Annotated in this window: 17 protein-coding genes; 9 read left to right on the forward strand and 8 right to left on the reverse strand. The window is 69.0% G+C overall.

Features of this window, described 5'->3' with window-relative positions; translation table 11 throughout:
- Positions 1–3: 3 nt before the first annotated feature.
- From AB0I19_RS14745 to AB0I19_RS14755, 3 genes are all read right to left on the reverse strand, one after another.
- Positions 4–1,206, reverse strand: coding sequence for a CaiB/BaiF CoA-transferase family protein (locus tag AB0I19_RS14745; RefSeq protein WP_357149375.1), 1,203 nt, complete (start codon positions 1,204–1,206; stop codon positions 4–6).
- A 148-nt stretch (positions 1,207–1,354) separates the two neighbouring features.
- Positions 1,355–2,296 (reverse strand): TauD/TfdA family dioxygenase, encoded by a 942-nt coding sequence (locus tag AB0I19_RS14750; protein WP_357148705.1) that lies wholly within the window; start codon positions 2,294–2,296, stop codon positions 1,355–1,357.
- Between the two features lie 100 nt (positions 2,297–2,396).
- On the reverse strand, positions 2,397–3,167 hold the full coding sequence (locus tag AB0I19_RS14755) for a deoxyribonuclease IV (protein WP_357148708.1): 771 nt from the start codon (positions 3,165–3,167) through the stop codon (positions 2,397–2,399).
- A 117-nt stretch (positions 3,168–3,284) separates the two neighbouring features.
- On the opposite strand from AB0I19_RS14755, the gene AB0I19_RS14760 reads away from it, so the two are divergent.
- From AB0I19_RS14760 to AB0I19_RS14770, 3 genes are all read left to right on the forward strand, one after another.
- Positions 3,285–4,388, forward strand: coding sequence for a protein kinase (locus AB0I19_RS14760; protein WP_357148711.1), 1,104 nt, complete (start codon positions 3,285–3,287; stop codon positions 4,386–4,388).
- 118 nt (positions 4,389–4,506) lie between these two features.
- Positions 4,507–6,291, forward strand: coding sequence for a protein kinase (locus AB0I19_RS14765; RefSeq protein ID WP_357148713.1), 1,785 nt, complete (start codon positions 4,507–4,509; stop codon positions 6,289–6,291).
- The gene (locus tag AB0I19_RS14770; RefSeq protein WP_357148716.1) at positions 6,291–7,391 is read left to right on the forward strand and encodes a protein kinase; all 1,101 of its coding nucleotides are present in this window, start codon (positions 6,291–6,293) and stop codon (positions 7,389–7,391) included. The genes AB0I19_RS14765 and AB0I19_RS14770 overlap by 1 nt, the downstream gene beginning before the upstream one ends.
- Here AB0I19_RS14770 and AB0I19_RS14775 read toward each other — a convergent pair.
- Together AB0I19_RS14775 and AB0I19_RS14780 are read right to left on the reverse strand one after the other, a co-directional pair.
- The gene (locus tag AB0I19_RS14775; RefSeq protein WP_357148719.1) at positions 7,381–8,199 is read right to left on the reverse strand and encodes a GNAT family N-acetyltransferase; all 819 of its coding nucleotides are present in this window, start codon (positions 8,197–8,199) and stop codon (positions 7,381–7,383) included. The genes AB0I19_RS14770 and AB0I19_RS14775 overlap by 11 nt on opposite strands.
- 53 nt (positions 8,200–8,252) lie before the next feature.
- Entirely contained in the window at positions 8,253–8,540 is a 288-nt protein-coding gene (locus tag AB0I19_RS14780) for a hypothetical protein (protein ID WP_067637588.1), read from the reverse strand.
- A gap of 255 nt (positions 8,541–8,795) precedes the next feature.
- Here AB0I19_RS14780 and AB0I19_RS14785 point away from each other — a divergent pair, with 255 nt between their 5' ends.
- Positions 8,796–9,380, forward strand: coding sequence for a hypothetical protein (locus AB0I19_RS14785; protein WP_357148721.1), 585 nt, complete (start codon positions 8,796–8,798; stop codon positions 9,378–9,380).
- A gap of 79 nt (positions 9,381–9,459) precedes the next feature.
- On the opposite strand, the gene AB0I19_RS14790 is transcribed toward AB0I19_RS14785, so the two are convergent.
- Complete coding sequence (locus AB0I19_RS14790; RefSeq protein ID WP_357148724.1) at positions 9,460–10,587, reverse strand: acyl-CoA dehydrogenase family protein; 1,128 nt, start codon at positions 10,585–10,587, stop codon at positions 9,460–9,462.
- A 9-nt stretch (positions 10,588–10,596) separates the two neighbouring features.
- Positions 10,597–11,769: an acyl-CoA dehydrogenase family protein gene (locus AB0I19_RS14795; protein WP_067637592.1), complete on the reverse strand. Its 1,173-nt coding sequence runs from the start codon at positions 11,767–11,769 to the stop codon at positions 10,597–10,599.
- A 148-nt stretch (positions 11,770–11,917) separates the two neighbouring features.
- On the opposite strand from AB0I19_RS14795, the gene AB0I19_RS14800 reads away from it, so the two are divergent.
- Positions 11,918–12,742, forward strand: a complete 825-nt coding sequence (locus AB0I19_RS14800; protein ID WP_357148727.1) for a hypothetical protein — start codon at positions 11,918–11,920, stop codon at positions 12,740–12,742.
- Positions 12,743–12,819: 77 nt separating this feature from the next.
- On the opposite strand, the gene AB0I19_RS14805 is transcribed toward AB0I19_RS14800, so the two are convergent.
- Positions 12,820–13,707 (reverse strand): hypothetical protein, encoded by an 888-nt coding sequence (locus tag AB0I19_RS14805; protein ID WP_357148730.1) that lies wholly within the window; start codon positions 13,705–13,707, stop codon positions 12,820–12,822.
- 103 nt (positions 13,708–13,810) lie between these two features.
- Between AB0I19_RS14805 and AB0I19_RS14810 the strand changes: the two genes are divergently transcribed.
- Genes AB0I19_RS14810 through AB0I19_RS14825 form a run of 4 tightly spaced genes read left to right on the forward strand, consistent with a single transcriptional unit; the run spans position 13,811 to position 16,834 of the window.
- Positions 13,811–14,416, forward strand: a complete 606-nt coding sequence (locus AB0I19_RS14810) for an alpha/beta fold hydrolase (protein WP_357148733.1) — start codon at positions 13,811–13,813, stop codon at positions 14,414–14,416.
- An 18-nt stretch (positions 14,417–14,434) separates the two neighbouring features.
- Positions 14,435–14,830, forward strand: coding sequence for a hypothetical protein (locus AB0I19_RS14815; protein ID WP_357148736.1), 396 nt, complete (start codon positions 14,435–14,437; stop codon positions 14,828–14,830).
- Positions 14,823–16,133 carry a hypothetical protein gene (locus AB0I19_RS14820; RefSeq protein ID WP_357148738.1) on the forward strand — a complete coding sequence of 437 codons (1,311 nt, stop codon included), beginning with the start codon at positions 14,823–14,825 and terminating at the stop codon, positions 16,131–16,133. The genes AB0I19_RS14815 and AB0I19_RS14820 overlap by 8 nt, the downstream gene beginning before the upstream one ends.
- Positions 16,130–16,834, forward strand: coding sequence for an ESX secretion-associated protein EspG (locus AB0I19_RS14825; RefSeq protein ID WP_357148740.1), 705 nt, complete (start codon positions 16,130–16,132; stop codon positions 16,832–16,834). The genes AB0I19_RS14820 and AB0I19_RS14825 overlap by 4 nt, the downstream gene beginning before the upstream one ends.
- Positions 16,835–16,946 lie beyond the last annotated feature (112 nt).

Below are 16,946 nucleotides of genomic sequence, written 5' to 3' on the forward strand. Positions count from 1 at the left end.
TGGTCACGATGCCTCCAGCGCGTCGATCTGATCGTCGGTCATCCCCAGCAGCCCACCGAGCACCTCCCTGGTGTGCTCGCCGAGGTCGGGGCCGACATTGCGGATCGGCAGCGACTCACCCCCGATCACGGGGACGATGCCGGTGAAACCCACCTGTTTGGGTTCGGGCTCGCCCACCTCGACCGGGAACGACTGGATCATGTTTCTTGCTCGGTACTGCTCGTCGGCCACGATATCGGCCGCGGTGTAGATCGGACCGCACGGTATGGCCGCGGCGTCGAGCAATTTCAGCGCCTCGTCCCTGGTATGACGCACCGTCCATTCGGCGATGGCCGCGTCGAGGCGCTCGCGATTGCGCCAGCGGCCGGCGTTGTCGGCCAGCTCCGGATCGGCGGCCAAGTCGGGGCGGTCGATGACCTGCATGTATCGCTGGAAGATGGCATCGCCGTTGCCACCGATGATGATGCTGAACCCGTCACTGGTCGGGTAGGCGTTGCTCGGGGCGATGCCTTCCATGCGGCCGCCGACCCGTTCCCGGTTGATGCCGTAAGCCAGATGGTCGGGCACCAGCGACTCCATCACCGACAGGATCGACTCGTTGAGCGCCACATCGATGATGCGTTCGGCCTGGGGCACCCGGCCGATGCGTTCGCGCTGGAACAGGGCCATGACGGTGCCGAACGCGGCGTAGATGCCCGCGATGGAGTCACCGATGGACACCCCGACGCGCACCGGCGGCCGATCGGGATCACCGACGAGTTCACGCAGCCCACCCACGGCCTCGGCCACGGCGGCGAAACCCGGCCGCGACGCCATCGGACCGGTCTGCCCGTAGGCCGAGATCCGGGTGATGACCAGGTTCGGATTCACCTGCTCGAGCACATCGGGCCCGAGTCCCCACTTCTCCAGCATTCCGGGCCGGAAGTTCTCGAGCAGCACATCGCAGTGCGCGAGCAGGTCGAGCACGACATCGCGGCCCGCCTGGGTGCGCAGGTCGAGCACGATCGACTTCTTGTTGCGGTTCACCGTGCGGTACAGCATGGAGGTGTCGCCGCCGTAGAGCCGCCAATTCCGCAGTTCGTCGCCGGTGCCGGGCCGTTCGACCTTGATGACCTCGGCACCGAAATCACCGAGGATACGACCGGCGGTGGGAGCGGCCACGTAGTTGCCGAGTTCCAGGACCCGAACACCGTCCAACGGCCGAATGCACTTATCCGCCACCCCGCGACTCTAGCCCATCCGCCTCCCCGCGACTCTGGCCAGACTCAGGTGCGGGGAGGCTGGGGACGCGGCAAGCTTTGGGGCGCGTGGTGAGTTGGCCCGTGCCCGGTGAGTTACCCATGTGCTTGCGTGATCAGGCGAGACTTTCGCTCAGGTGGGTCAGGTCGGCGGCGGTGTCGATGATCGAGTAGTGCTCGGCGTTGCCCTGTAGCGGCTTGCTGGGCTGTCCGTCGACGCCGACCGGAATGTCGCCGGCCAGGGTGATCCGGGTGAGGCGGCGCGGCTGGTCGTCGTAGTCGTCGATCGCGTAGTGCTGGGTGGCGCGGTTGTCCCAGATGGCGACGTCGCCGTCGGCCCAGTTCCAGCGGGTGGTGTTCTCCAGCCGGGTCACCCGGTCCTGGAACAAGCGGAACAGTGCCTGGGATTCACTGGTCGACAAACCGACGAAGTTCTTCACGAAATGCCCGAGCAGCAAGGCACGCTCCCCGGTCTCCGGGTGCACTCGCACCACCGGATGCTCGGTCTCGAAGTACGTCGACTGGAACTCGGCCCGGTACTGCTCGGACTTCGGCCGGAGCGGCTCCACATTCTTCGCCGCGTAGTCGTACACATTGGTGTGCACCGCACGCAGGTTGTCGGCGAGCAGCTTCAACGGCTCGGGCAGCGAGTTGTAGGCGGCCACCGTCGACGCCCAGGTCGTCGAACCGCCGTAAGTGGGCAGATACTCCGCCCGCAGGATCGACGCCTTCGGGATCCGGTCGACGAACGTCACGTCGGTATGCCACGAATTGGCGCGCCCGTTCTCCGAGTCGATGGCCAGGCTCTTCACACCCTGCGACTTCACCGTGGGATGCGGGGTGGTCGGGCTGCCGAGCAGCTGTGCGAACTCGTGCTGACCGTCTTCGGTGAGGTGGTGCTGGCCACGGAAGAAGATCACCTTGTGCTCGTTGAGTGCGCGCCGGATCGTGGCGACGGTCGCCGCGTCCAGCGCACCGCCGAGGCGGACACCGTCGACCTGGGCGCCGATGTGGGCGCCGAGCTTGGTCACGGTCAGGGTGGCCTGGTCGACCGTCATGGGGGATCACCTCTGTCTGTTGTGGATTCGGGTAGGCGTCAAGCACACCGCGAACCCACTCGAACAGACAGGTTTTCTCTCCGGCTGATCCGAAACGTCCTCAGCCCAGGGTTTCCCGCAGGTAGGCCAGGTCGTCGGCGACGCCGTCGACGGGGGTTTCGAGGACGACGGGAGCACCCGCGGTGCGGCAGACCTCGGCGAGCAGTTGTGGGTCGATGGTGCCGTCGGCGAAGTTGGCGTGCCGGTCGGCGCCGGAGTCGAACTCGTCGCGCGAGGAGTTCAGGTGCACCAGGTCTATACGGCCGGTGATGGCCTTGATCCGCTCGACCACGCCGACGAGTTCCTCGCCACCGGCCCAGGCGTGACAAGTGTCGAGACAGAATCCGGCACCGTAGTCGCCGACGGCGTCCCACAGCCGGGCGATCGAGTCGAAGTGCCGTGCCATCGCGTGGTTGCCGCCCGCGGTGTTCTCGATCAGGATCGGCACGGCGAAGCCGCCCTTGTCCTGCTGGCGTTCGAACAGCTTGCGCCAGTTGTCGATTCCGGTGTCGATCTCGGCGTCGGAGCGCACGTGCCCGCCGTGCACCACCAGGCCGAACGCGCCGAGTTCGGCGGCTGCCTTCGCCTGCTGGGCGACCGCGTTGCGCGAGGGCATCCGCAGCCGGTTGTTCAGGCTGGCCACATTGATCTGATAGGACGAGTGCACGACCACGTCGATCGGGCTGGCCAAGATCTCGGCCGCCTTCGGATGCGGCTGCGGTTTGTCCCAGCTCTGCGGATCGACTACGAACATCTGGATGACCTCGGCGCCGAGCTTCTCGCCGAATCCGATCGGATCGCCCTCGTCGCGAACGTGTGCTCCAATGCGCATAGCTGACACCCTAATCCGCGGCACCGACAAGGTCGGAAGATGTTGCATGTGGGAGGCGGCAGGAGATACATCGGTAGAATTTCGACGGGTGCTCTGCCCTGGAGGGGGTGACTTCGCGTGTTGGTCAAAGGCGACGTGTTCGCCGGCTACACGATCCGGCGTGTGCTCGGCCACGGCGGCATGGGCGTGGTGTATCTGGCCAGGCATCCGCGTTTGCCACGCCTCACCGCGTTGAAGCTGCTCAGCCGCGATCTGTCCTCCGACGAGGAGATCCGCCGCCGGTTCGAACGCGAGGCCGACCTGGTCGCCCAGCTCGAGCACCCCAACATCGTCAATGTCTACGACCGCGGCACCGACGACGACCAGCTGTGGATCTCCATGCAGTTCGTCGCGGGTACCGATGTGGCGACCGCCGATGTGAACGTGCTGACCCCCGGCCGCGCCGTGCAGATCGCCGCCGAGACCGCCACCGCGCTCGACTTCGCACACGCGAGCGGGGTCCTGCACCGCGACGTGAAACCGGCGAACATCCTGCTCGCCAAACCGCCCATCGGCCGCCCGGAGCGGGTGGTTCTCACCGACTTCGGCATCGCGGCGGTGCGCGACAGCGAGACCACCCTGTCCTCGGCGGGCTCCATCACCGCCACCCTCGCCTACGCCGCACCCGAACATCTGGCCGGTGGCCCGATGGACCATCGCGCCGACCAGTACTCGCTGGCCTGCACCCTGTTCTGGATGCTCACCGGCTCGGTGCCGTTCCCCGGGCCGAGCCCGGCGGCGGTGATCCAGGCGCACATGAGCACCCCGGTCCCGCCGCTGCGCAGCCTGCGCCCCGACCTGCCGTCGACGCTGGACGCGGTGCTGGCCAGGGCGACCGCCAAGCACCCGGCGGCCAGGTACGCCAGTTGCACCGAGTTCGCCGACGCGGCAAGGGCGGCGCTGTTCGCCGTGCCGGGACCGTGGCATCACCAGCCGCAGTACACCTCGAGCGGTGTGGTGCTGCGCGCGAGGGAAACCCCGCGGCCCTACCCTGCGCCGCGACCGTCGACGCCCGCGCAGCCGTATCCGCACGTCGCGCAGCCGCATACCCAGCGCCCGTCGACGGGTGGCAACCCGATCCCGCCGCGGCGCCCGGCCACCCGACCGGGAACCATCGACTTCCCCGGTGGCCGTAACCATCCCGGTTACATCGTGCCGCCGCAGCACCGGCGCCCACCGTGATCGTGTGCCCGCTGTTCGCGGGCCCCGTCGGTGTGGTCACCGACTGCTATGGTTTCGATGATTTTCGGTACGCGCGTGCGCTGGTGGGTCCCGGCGCACGGCGGGAAGTGGAGCAGACATGCTGGCCAACGGAGATGTCTTCGCCGGTTATGTCATCGAACGGCAGCTCGGCCGCGGTGGCATGGGTTCGGTCTATCTCGCCAAGCACCCGCGCCTACCGAGGCTCACAGCGCTGAAGCTACTCAACCGCGAGATGTTCTTCGACCAGGAAGTGCGTGCGCGTTTCGAACGCGAGGCCGACCTGGTCGCGCGCCTTGATCACCCGAACATCGTCACCGTGTACGACCGGGGCCTCGACGACGAGCAACTCTGGATCTCCATGCAGTACATCGACGGTATCGATGCCGCTTCGGTGGAACCGCAGTCGCTGCCACCGGCGCGCGCGCTGCAGATCGTGAAGGAGACCGCCGACGCGCTGGACTACGCGCACGGCATGGGTGTGCTGCACCGCGACGTGAAGCCCGCGAACATCCTGCTCGCCCGCTCGGGCGCGGGCCGTGGCGAACGCGTGTATCTCACCGACTTCGGTATCGCCCGCCTACGTGACGACACCGGTCATCTCACCCAGACCGGCACCTTCACCGCCACCCTCGCCTACGCCTCCCCCGAGCAGCTCACCGGCGCCTCCCTCGATCACCGTTCCGACCAGTATTCGCTGGCCTGCACGCTGTTCTGGCTGTTCACCGGGTCCGGCCCGTTCGCGGCTACCAACCCGGCCGCCGTGATCCAGGGTCATCTGCAGCAACCGCCGCCGCCGCTGAGCAGTGTGCGTCCGGGTCTGCCGCCCGCGCTCGACGGCGTGCTGGCCAAGGCGATGTCCAAGCGCCCTGACGACCGGTTCGCTTCGTGTTCGGATTTCGCCGCCGCCGCGATCGCCGCGCTGAACAATCCGAGCTCACCCGCGCTGCCGCTCGCCCGGCCGAGCACAGGACCGGGGATGCCGATCACCGGCGGCCCCCGACCCACCACGGGTGGCGCGATCCCGCAGACCGGTTCGCCGTATCCCCTTGCGGCACAGGGCCCGATGACGGGCGCCGGAATGACCGGCAACGCGATGACGGCCGGTCCCATGGGTACCGCCCACACCCAGGGCCCGATGACCGCGCCGCCGATGCGCAACCAGACACCCGCGCCACACACCGGCGGCGCCTACAGCCAGCAGTCGCACCCGCAGTTCGCGGCGCCGCGTCAGCCCACGGGCGGCAACTACACCCAGTACCCGCAGCGGCCGCCGTCGAAGTCCAACACCGGACTGATCGTCGGCATCGTGATCGCCGTCGTGCTGGTGCTGGCCCTGCTGATCGGCATCGGTGTCGCGGCGAGCGGCGGCGATTCGAGCACCGCGGCGACCACATCGACGACCTCGACCACCGCGGCCAAGCACGTCACCCCCGACGCCGCCGCGATCAGCGCCGAGTTCAGCGGGATGGTTCCGCCCGATGTCGACAGCGAGACCGGCTACAACGGCGCCACCTGCTGGGAGACCGATCCCAGCTACACCCCGACGGACAACGACGGCGATCCGCAGTTCGGTTCATGGGCGTGGCAGTGGCGCTGCTACGGCGGCGGTGACGAGCAGGACAACGACCCGTTCTACCGCTTCTACGTGTACAACTCGGCCGCCGACGTACAGGCGGTGATCGACGGCCTACCCGCCAACACCAAGTCGACCGACACCAACGGCGGCAAGCAGTACACCAACTACAAGTACTCCGACAACGGAAACAAGATCATCACCGTGTTCACCGGCGACCCGGATCGCGCCCAGTTCCTGATGTTCACCGACAGTTACGGCGAACCCGAGGACGTGCTGCGCTGGTGGCGTTCGGCCCCGCTGAACTGATGCCGGAGACGACGGGCGTCTTCGCCGGGTACACCATCGAGCGGCTGCTCGGCCGTGGTGGCATGGGTTCGGTGTATCTGGCCAGGCATCCGCGCCTGCCCCGGCGCACCGCGATGAAGTTGCTGAACCGGGAGTTGTTCTTCGACAACGAGATCCGGGCCAGGTTCGAACGTGAGGCCGACCTGGTCGCCCAGCTCGAGCACCCGAATATCGTCACCGTGTACGACCGGGGTGTCGAGGACGACCAGCTGTGGATCTCGATGCGCTACATCGACGGTGCCGACGCCGCGTCGCTGCCCGATCCGGTCGATCCGGCGCGGGCGGTGCACATCGTCACCGAAACCGCTGCGGCGCTGGACTTCGCGCACAGCCGTGGCGTACTGCACCGCGATGTGAAACCGGCCAACATCCTGATCGAATCGGTGCACGGCGCCGAGCGGGTGTATCTCACCGATTTCGGCATCGCCCGCCTGCACGACGACAACGCCGCGAAGCTCACCCAGACCGGAAGCTTCACCGCCACCCTGGCTTTCGCCTCGCCCGAGCAGCTCACCGGCGTCGCGCTCGACGGCCGCGCCGACCAGTATTCGCTGGCCTGCACCCTGTTCCGGCTGCTCACCGGGGCCACCCCGTTCGACGCGCCGAATCCGGTGTCGGTGATCCAGGGTCATCTGCAACAGCCGCCGCCGCGCGCGAGCGCCTTGCGTCCCGATCTGTCACCGGCGATGGACGCGGTGCTGGCGCGCGCGATGGCCAAGCGCCGCGAGCACCGGTACGCCACCTGCGCGGAGTTCGCCGCCGCGGCCGCCCAAGCGCTCACCGCTCCCGTTGCCGTCGGCCGAGTGCCCACCGCTCCCCTTGCCGCACCGCGTTTTCCGGTGCACCAGCCCCCCGCGCCGGCCGCGTATCGGCCCAGCCCGCCTCAGCAGTGGCAGGCATCGCCGCCTCCCCGACCGGTGCAGCCGCAGAAGTCCGTCGCGGAGGCCTATCTCGGTCCGAAGCGGACCTCGCGATGGCAGGGCTCGGTCATGGGTTGGCTGTCGCTGATCGCGCTTTTCGTCGCCGTCGGCTGGGTGATCGTCGCCGCGCTCAGCGGCTGAGTTCGTAGTTCAGGAAGTCACGCACGGGCCGGAATCCGATTCCCTCGTAGATCTTGTTCGAGGTGGGGTTGTCCAGATCGGTGAACAGGCACACGTCGGCGTCCTCGGCCCGGATCGCCGCCGACACCGCCGCCGTGAGCGCACTGGCGTACCCGTTGCCGCGCCACGCGGCCGGGGTGTAGACGGGCCCGATCCGCGCCCAGCCGAACACCTCGGTCTGCCGGGCGACGAAGCTGCGCGGGGCGCCGTCGACCTCCCACAGCCACCACCACCCGCGTCCGATCAGCCGCAGCGCCCGTTCTTCGTCGAGGGCACGCACGGCACCGATCTCGCGGTCGAAGTCGGCGAACCATGCCAGGCACAGCTCCACGTCGTTCGGGGTGGCCTGCCGGGCGACGCCGGGAACCTCGGGTGCGTACAGGGTTTCGAGCCGGTAGAGCCGCGCGGTGTAGTCCAGGCGGTGCGTGCCGCGGTGTGCCGTCGACCAGTGGGCGAGGAATGCGTCGACTTCGGCGCTGGAACCTTCGACGCTGCGCAGGTTCTCGATGTGCTCGACGAGGGTGTCGACCACGGACGGGATGCTCGCGGCGGGCAGGTCGCCCAGGTAGGCGCGGCCGTCGTCGGTGCACTGGGCGAGTCCGACGACGTCCTCCTCGCGCACCGCCAGGAATCGGGTGCCCGAGAAGTTGCCGTTGATCTGATTGACGACGCTGCTCGCGATCACCGTGTTGCGCAGGGCATCACGGCGCAGGAAGGTTTCGGCCTCGGGCAGGAACCGGGCGGCGTCACCGGTGATATCGATTCGCACCACATCGACGGTAGCGCTTACCCGTCGGTGGTGGAATCGGATTATGCAGTGGCTCAGGCGGTTTCGCGCGGCTCCTGATCAGCGCGCAGCTTGAGCAGGATCAAACCCGCGGTGCAGGCCAGGATCAGGCCCGCCACCGTGATCTCCACGTGCAGCCCGGCGATGCCGAGGCCCGCGCCGACGAGTCCGCCGACGAAGAACAACCAGCCGAGTACCCGGGCCACGACAGCGAACGCGCCGTTGCCCGGCGGGGTTGCGGTGTCGGGGGTCTCGGGGGCCTCGGTGGCCGGATCGGGGTTCGCCTCGGCCGTTTCCAGCCGGGGTGTCGAATAAGCTCCCATCAGACTCTCCTCGATGACGCCGATCTGATTCTTGCGTCGCGCAAACCTCGCGCGTCAGGGGTTTCGGTCCGGGCGTCTCATGCGTAACTTTGCTCACACACGCTACGACCCTCTCGCTACGAAAGCCCGCGACACGTCACCACGACACGCTTACGAGACCAATCCGATATCTGAATCATTCATGTTTACAATGAGCCGATTTTCCGGGGCTGCACTACTGTGAGGCGACCCGAAGCCGACGAGGAGTAGAAGGCGATGGAAGACAGCAGGGCCAAGCTCGTAGGTCCGGCAATCGCTGTTGGCGCGGTGTCGCTCGGACTGATCGTGATCGGTGCGTGCGGCGTCGGACAGCAGGACGTCTACGTGACGCCGCCACCGCTGCAGGCCGGACTGGCCGCGGCACCGAGCCAGGTCGCCGACGACCCGACCTCCACCACGGTCCGCGTCTCGATCCCGCCGTCACCGACCTGGCGCATCGCCCCGTACATGTCGCCGCGCAAGCCCTTCAGCCTCAGCTCCACCGAGACGTCCCCTTCGGAAACCCCCGCACCGGACGAACCGACGAGCGAGGGCCATCCCACCGAGGCGACAACCGAATCCCGCCCGCCGGAAACGACCACCGAGTCCCCCGAGACCACCACCGAGGACTCGACGCCGACCACCACCCGCCCGCCGCGCACCACAGCCCCCACCCGCACGGTGAGCCCGCCACGCACCCGCCCGACCTACGAGGGCGAGTTCGAAGACTCCGAGCTCCCCACCACCAACGCCCACGACAACACCACCCGCTCCCCCGAACCCACCACGGCCCCACCGACAACCACCCAGGCCGACGGCTGACCCGAAACGGGGCGCCCACAGGGGTTCCGGACAAGAAAATGGTGCGCACCCACGGGGGGCACGCACCATCAGTGGTCTTCTACAACTCCGGCAAGTCGTAACTGCCGACACGATCGGCGAGCACCCGTCGGTGTTCCAGTTCGCCGCCGAGGGTTTGGCCGATCGCGGTGAGGCGGGCGACGTAGTGGCTCACCGGGTATTCGGCGGTGACGCCGATTCCGCCGTGCATCTGGATGGCCTCGCGGCCGATGTGGGCGGCGGACTTGCCGATCTGCAGGCGGGCGCGTGAGGCGACGATCGGGTCGTTGGAGCCGTCGGCGAGGGCGGCGGTGATGTAGAGGTTCATGCTGCGGGCCAGTTCCAGGGAGACGTAGCAGTCGGCGGCGCGCTGGGTGAGTGTCTGGAACTTCGACAGGGTGACGCCGAACTGTTTGCGCGACTTCAGGTAGTCGGTGGTCGAGGTGAGTGCTACCTGCATGGCGCCCACCGATTCCGCGCACAGTGCCGCTTGGGCGTAGCCCTGGGCGAGCGCGATCTGTTCGGCCGCGTCGACCGTGTCACCGAGCAATTCGCCCGGCGCCGAGGCGAAATCGAATTGGGCGCCGCGGCGGCCGTCGAAGGTGCGGTAGGTGCGGCGCTGCACGCCGGAGCCGGTGGGGTCGACCAGGAACAGGCCGACACCGCCGCCGGGAAGTACCGCGCTGACGATCAGCTGATCGGCGCAATCGCCGCGCGGGACCGGGTTCTTCACACCGGTCAGGGTGTACGAATCACCCTGTTGCTCGGCGGTTGTGGTGACCTCGGTGGACGGCCAGCGCTGTCCCGGTTCGGCATGGGCGAAGGCGAGCAGGACGGTGCCCTCGGCGAGCGCGGGCAGCAGCCGGTGGCGCTGGTCGGCGCTGCCGGTGAGCCGGATCAGCTCGGCCGGAACGACCACGGCGTCGAGCACCGGTTCGGGGGCGAGCGCACGGCCCAGTTCCTCCTGCACGAGCATCGCCTCGACGGGGCCCGCGCCGACGCCGCCGTCTTCCTCGGGGATGGTCAGGCCGAGGACGCCGAGGTCGGCGAGTTGCTTCCAGACCGTGCGGCTCCAGCCGGGATCGGTGTCACCGGCCTTGGTGATGGCCTCGCTGTCGTAGAACCGGTGCAGCAGTTCGCGCACGGTGTCACGCAGCATCGTCTGTTCTTCGGTCAGTGCCAGATCCATGTCAGCGCCTCACAATCCGAGGATCGTGGAGGAAATGATCGAGCGTTGGACCTCGCTCGAACCTCCGTAGATGGTCACCTTGCGGTAGTTCAGGTAGCCGGGGCCGGTGTGCTGGGCCCAGGCGGGTGAGGCGATGTCGTCGGCGTCGACGGGCAGGGCGTCGGCGCCCGCGATGTCGAGCAGCAGTTCGGTGGCGGCCTGCTGCAGTTCGGTGCCGCGCAGTTTCAGGACCGAGGAGGCCGGATTGGGTTTGCCGTCGGCCGAATTCGACACCACCCGCAGCTGGGTGAGTTCCAGGGCGAGCAGTTCGTTCTCGAGTTCGGCGATCCGCGCGGCGAACACCGGGTCCTCGAGCAGGGTGCCGTGGCCGGTGCGGATCGAGCGCGCGTGGTCCTTGGCCAGCCCGATCTTGACCTTGGTCTTGCCGACGCCGGTGATGGAGGTGCGTTCGTTGCCGAGCAGGAACTTGGCGTAGGTCCAGCCCTGATTCTCCTCGCCGACCAGCTGATCGGCGGGCACCCGGACGTCCTCGAAGAACACCTCGTTCACCTCGTAGCTGCCGTCGATCAGTTTGATCGGGCGCATCGTGACACCGGGCGACTTCACATCGAAGAGCAGGAAGGAGATGCCCGCCTGTTTCTTGGGCGCCGACGGATCGGTGCGCACGAGGCAGAAGATCCAGTCGGCGTACTGGCCGAGCGTGGTCCAGATCTTCTGACCGTTGACGATGTAGGAGTCGCCGTCGCGGACGGCGGTGGTGCGCAGCGAGGCCAGGTCGGAACCGGCGTCGGGCTCGGAGAAGCCCTGGCACCACCAGATGTCGAGGGCAGCGGTGGGCGGCAGGAAACGCTGCTTGAGCTCCTGGGAACCGAACTGGGCGATCACCGGGCCGACCATGGAGGCGTTGAAGGTGAGCGGCTCGGGCACCGAGGCCAGCTGCATCTCGTCGAGCCACAGGTGACGCTGCATCGGCGTCCAGTCCTTGCCGCCCCACTCGACCGGCCAGTTCGGCACGGCGAGCCCGTGATCGTTGAGGATCTTGTTGGCGGTGACGATGTCTTCGCGGGAAAGCTCGTGTCCGTATTTCACACGGTCACGGATCTCGACGGGGATCTCGGTGCGATAGAAGTGCCGGAGCTCATCGCGGAAGGCGACCTCTTCCGGGGACAGGGCTAGCTTCATACGGGTCTCCCAGCGTCTCTAGTAGCCGTCCTGGAGAAACCTACCCCGCACGGCGACGCCACGACACCACCACGCTGCCACCGGCCCGTCGAACTGGTACGTTGCCACACGGACCGGGGAACCGGTGGGCGAGCAGCAGGGAGTTACGGTGAACGGCAGATCCATCGCAGGTAGGGCGGCGGCGGTGACCGCGGCGAGCATCGGGGCGGTGGTCGTGCTCGCGTCGACCGCGAGTGCGTCTCCTCTCGACGACGCCATCACCCACCTGCACGCTCTCGCGGGCGAGGACGTGAGCACCAAGGCCGGTGTCGACGCGATCGCCAACTTCACCGGCATGGTCGGCGCCGACCGCCTGCGTGACATCTCGGCCCAGTTCATCCCGCTGGGCTACGCCGCCCCCACCTTCGGCTGCGGCAGCAACGGACCCATCACCACCATCATCGCCGCCGCGACCGTCGAGGGCCCCGGCCCGCGCACCGGAACCAGCCTGACCCCGGGCGATGTCCGGTTCAGCGCCAGTCCTGCCCACACCGGTGTGCCGCTGGCCTCCGGCCTGAGCGTGGCCTGGGTGAATGTGAACAACGGGCAGAGCGGTATCGCCGCCCTCGACGACCTCACCGAATACCAGCTGCCGTCGCTGTCGAAGACGATCACCAGCGGCGCGGGCACCGTGGTCGCCTCCATGTGGGGCACCATCGACTACCCCGGTGCGCGCTGCGTGATGACGCCGACCGTCGGCACGTTCGTCGTTCCCGATCTGCCGGTGGCGGCTCCCGAAGCACCGGCCGCCCCGCCCGCGCCGGAACCGCAGGCTCCCGCCCCCGGTTCGGGCGCGCCCGGTGCCGGTACGGCACAGTCGCAGGCGCCCGCCCCCGAAACGCCCGCTCCGGCCCCCGCGCCGGCGGAGGCGCCGCAGCCGGCCCCCGCGCCCGCTCCCCCGGCTCCGCCGTCGGCGCTGAGCGTCGGCGGCTGATCTGCCGCCTGGCACCAGGATCGGAAAACGGCCGTCGACTGATGTCGGCGGCCGTTTGTCGTACGGCGGGGTTCGGGTCAGCCGCGCGGGCGGATGCGCAGGACGGTTCCCTCTTCGGTGCCCGCGAGCAGCGCCGACGAGTCGACCGGGTCGGCGACGACGGCGGTGAGCGGCTGGGTGGCGGCGATCGTGCAGGCACCGCCCGTGGCTAGGTCGACGCGCACCAGCTGTCCGGTCAAGGTCGTCACGTACAGTGCGCCGTCGCGCAGGACCAGGTCGTCGACGAAATCGGGCAGCGAACCGAACGAGGTCAGGTCGGCGATGGTTGTGCTCACCGCCGGATTCGTGCGCGACAAGCGGAGCACCCGGCCGACCGGACCGGCCGTGCTGTCGACGTAGTTCGCCGTGACATACACCGAATCACCGGAGACCACAACACCATTGGGGCCCTCGACGGTGGCGTTCGACCACCAGGTCATGTCCTCGGTGCCGTCGGGGAAGATGCGGTGCACGCCGTCACGTGCGGTGACGTACAGGTTGCCCTGGGCGTCGAAGGCGGCGCCGTTGGGGTGGATGAAGCCGGTGGCGAAGGGTTCGGGCACGGGGTCGGCGGCGGTGGGGTCGAATCGGACGACACCGCCGGAATCCGACAGCGGCGAATTGCCGGTGACCACGTAGAGCAGGCCGTCGGGGCCGAGCCGGACGGCGCCGGGCGCCGCGATATCCACCGTGGCGGTGAGCTTTCCGGCGCTGTCGTAGCGCTGCACTTCACCGCGCAGCACGCGCGACACCCACACGTCACCGCGCTCGTCGATGCCGAAGTTCTCCGACCAGTCGAGTAGTGGGACCGTCGAGTGGATCGCGATCTCCTGACCGGCCCGCCCACAGGCGGCGACCGGGTCGGCACCGGCGACGCCGGTGACCGCGGTGCTCACGCCTGCCGCACCGACGACAATGCTTGCCACACAACGACGCAACGACAACATGGACGACCTCGACTCTGAACCGGGTGGACTGGCGAAGTGTAACGGCTGGCGCGATGCTTTGGCAGGTGCGGATAATCGGCCGGTGCCCTACTTCGACAGCGCGCGTGGCCGTCTGCACTACCGGCGCAGGTCACCCGGCCTGGTCGCCGCGACCGTCGTGCTGCTGCCCGGCACCGGTCAGCACAGCGGGCACTACCACCGATTCGGTGCCGCGCTGGCCGCCACCGGCATCGAGTTGTGGACCCTCGACACCTCGGGTCAGGGCCTGAGCGAAGGCGATCCGCACGCGCCGGGCACCCTCGACGAGCTGGTCGCCGATGCCAGGGGCCTGCTCGAGGTGGTGTGCGCCGAAACCACCTCCGCGCCGGTACTCATGGGCCACTCCCTCGGCGCCGTCACCGCGCTCGCCGTCGCCGCCGATCAGGCCGCCGACCTGCGCGGACTCGTCCTGTGCGGCACACCGCGCCGGGCCACCGAGACCGCGCCCGACCCGCGCCTGCCGACGCTCGCGGTGCACGGAATCGACGACCGCCGGGCACCGATCGATGCGATGCGGCTATGGACACAGCGGTATGGATCGGTAGATTTGCGCGAGTACGCCGACGCCGGTCACGACCTGTTGCACGAGCCGGTGCGGGACCGCGTGGCCGACGATATCGCGCGGTGGATACTCGCCACGGCGGACTGAACGACGAAGGGGGAAGCGGTGCAATCGAATCGCACGGGGCTGCCGAATACGGCGGCGCTCGGTCAGGCCGTCGAGGAGGGCGGACTGTGGGTCGACGGGGTGCTCGTCGCCGACGGCGCAACCGAACGGTGCGCGCTGCGCTACGAACGTCTCGCCGCCGCCGTCGACGCGCAGGTACAGGCCTTGACCCAGGCCGCGACGCTGCCCGGCTTCGGCGGGCTGCCCTCGGGTGCCGCGCTGCGCACCGGCTTCGAGACCAAGACCGGTGACGCCCTCGACCAGTTGCGTGCCTACGCCGCGACGGCTCGTCAGCTGGCCGCCGTGCTGCGGGCCGCCGGGGCCGCCTACCAGGAGAGCGATCAGGCGATGGCGAGCGCGGTCCGGGCGATCGAGACGGGTGATGGGCATGCGTAGCATTTCCGGTGCACCGGGGACCGACCCGGACTACGTGGCCGTCGTCGAGGTGTTCGACAGCCTGTCGCATTCCGAGATCCACACGGCGGTACAGCAACTCGACCCGGCCGCCTTGAGCAGTGGCGGGCAGTTGTATCTCACCGCGGCCACCGCGGTCGGTGACGAGGTCGACAACGCCCATGCCGAGATCCGGGCCGCGATCGCCGACGGGTGGCGCGGGTCGGCGGCGCAGTCCGCCGTCGATGCCCTTCGCACGTTCGAGCAGGTGGGTCGGCAGATCGCGGATGTGCTGACGGCTGTCGGTGTCCGGCTGTGCCAGGCGGGTGACGCGGCGGAGTCGATCCGGGCCGCTGTCGCCGAACCCGCTGCGGCGCAGCCCGATCCGGACGGTGCGCTGCTCGATCCGCAGCAGGCCACGGACAATGCCACGATTTCGCGGGAAGCCGAGAATGCCCGGCTGGATGCGGTGCAGGCGATGGAGACGATGTACGCGGGGGCTTTCGTGCCCACCGGCTCGGGGGTGCCCGCCTTCGGTGAGATCGCCTCGGGCACAACGGATGTAGAAGTCGGCGGTGCGCTCGGTGCGGTGCCTTCGTCGGTGGTCACGGCGGTTACCGGCGAGGGCTCCGATGTCGCGGTTACCGGTGCGGCAGCAGGGAACGCCGTTTCCGACGCGGTGGGAGGGTCGACGGCCGACGGCTCCGGTGCCGTGGTTTCAGCGGCGAGCGCGAGTAGCTCGATGGCGAGTACTTCCCTGTTCACAGGCGGTTCCACAGCGGTCGCTCCGGCGGCGGCGGTCGCGTCCGGTGCCGGTACGTCGACTGCCGTGCCCGGCGCGGGTGGGTCCGTCGCCGCGAGTGGGGTGCCCGTCGCGGGTCCAGTTCCCGCCGGCACGCTCGGGCGGACCGGGAGACGCGCGAACGCCTCGCGGAAGGAATCCGGGTCTCCGGCGACCCAGGCGGCTTCGCTCGGCGAATCCGGTTCTCCCGCCACGCGATCGGCGTCGTCCGAGGATGTCCGCCAGGACCCCACGGTGGCCGGTGGCGAAGCGGCTGCCGGGATGAGTGCGGGCGCGATCGGTGGACTCATGGGTGGCGCGATGGTCGCGGCGGACCACACCCGCGCACCCGGCGGCCCCCGTCCACCCGCCCAGCCCGACGTCGAGGACGACGACGACGAATTCCTGCGCTTCCTCGAGGAGGAACCCACCTTCCTCGAACCCGCCGACGAGGTGAACCCGCTGATCGGGAAGCTGGAACCGACCAGTCCCGCCGTGCTCGGAGAGTGGACCGAGCAGGAGTGAACTGGCACCTCACGCCCGACCAGTTCGCGCTGGCCTGGGCGCGTACCGACGGCGACCGGATCCCGTATCCGCTCGCCGTTCGGGCGTCTACCCGAGACACCGCCGAGCGGGCGGCCGCGCAACCGGCACTCGACGCCTGGTGCGCCCGCACCCTCGACCCCGACCTCTCGGCGGCGCTGCGCGTGCTGGCCAAACCGGAGATCCGGGTGGAGGTGTGCGGACACGCGCCCGCGCCGGTGCGCATGCTCGGCGCCGTCGCGGGGGACGTGGCGGTACTCGCCGTGCAGTCGCCCGGTATCTCGGCCGACCGAGGTGGAGACCTGCACGTTCAGGTCGGTGCGACGAAACGCTTCGCGCCCCAGGTCTTCTCCCGGATGCCGCGTCAACCGGTCGGCACCGGCCCGCGGATCGCCGCACCGGCGGCGCGCGTGCGCGAGGACAGCCGCGACCTGGTCACCGTCCCCGTCGCAGGCCCCTCCGACGCCGCCCGTATCCGCAAACTCCTCCAACGCCCGCGCACCGGCATCGGCCAGATCCTCGTCGCCCCGGGTGCCGACGAACCGGCCACGGGCGTCCTGTCCTGGATCGACGTCACCGGCGACGGCCGCTATCTGGTCCACTCCGGGCACCAGGTGTCGGTCGCCCCGGCGACACCGGACACCGCCGCAGACTGGCTGCGGCGACTGTTGCGCGCCGCTTGAGCCGCGGCGCTCGGTCCGCCACATGTGACGGCGAGGTCGCCGGTGCGGTACATGCGGCTGCCGGGTTCGGCGTAAGGGCAGGCGGTGAATCGGCCACAGTTGGTGGGCGGCA

Source organism: Nocardia sp. NPDC050413 (assembly GCF_040655475.1).
Taxonomy (GTDB): Bacteria; Actinomycetota; Actinomycetes; order Mycobacteriales; family Mycobacteriaceae; genus Nocardia; species Nocardia coubleae.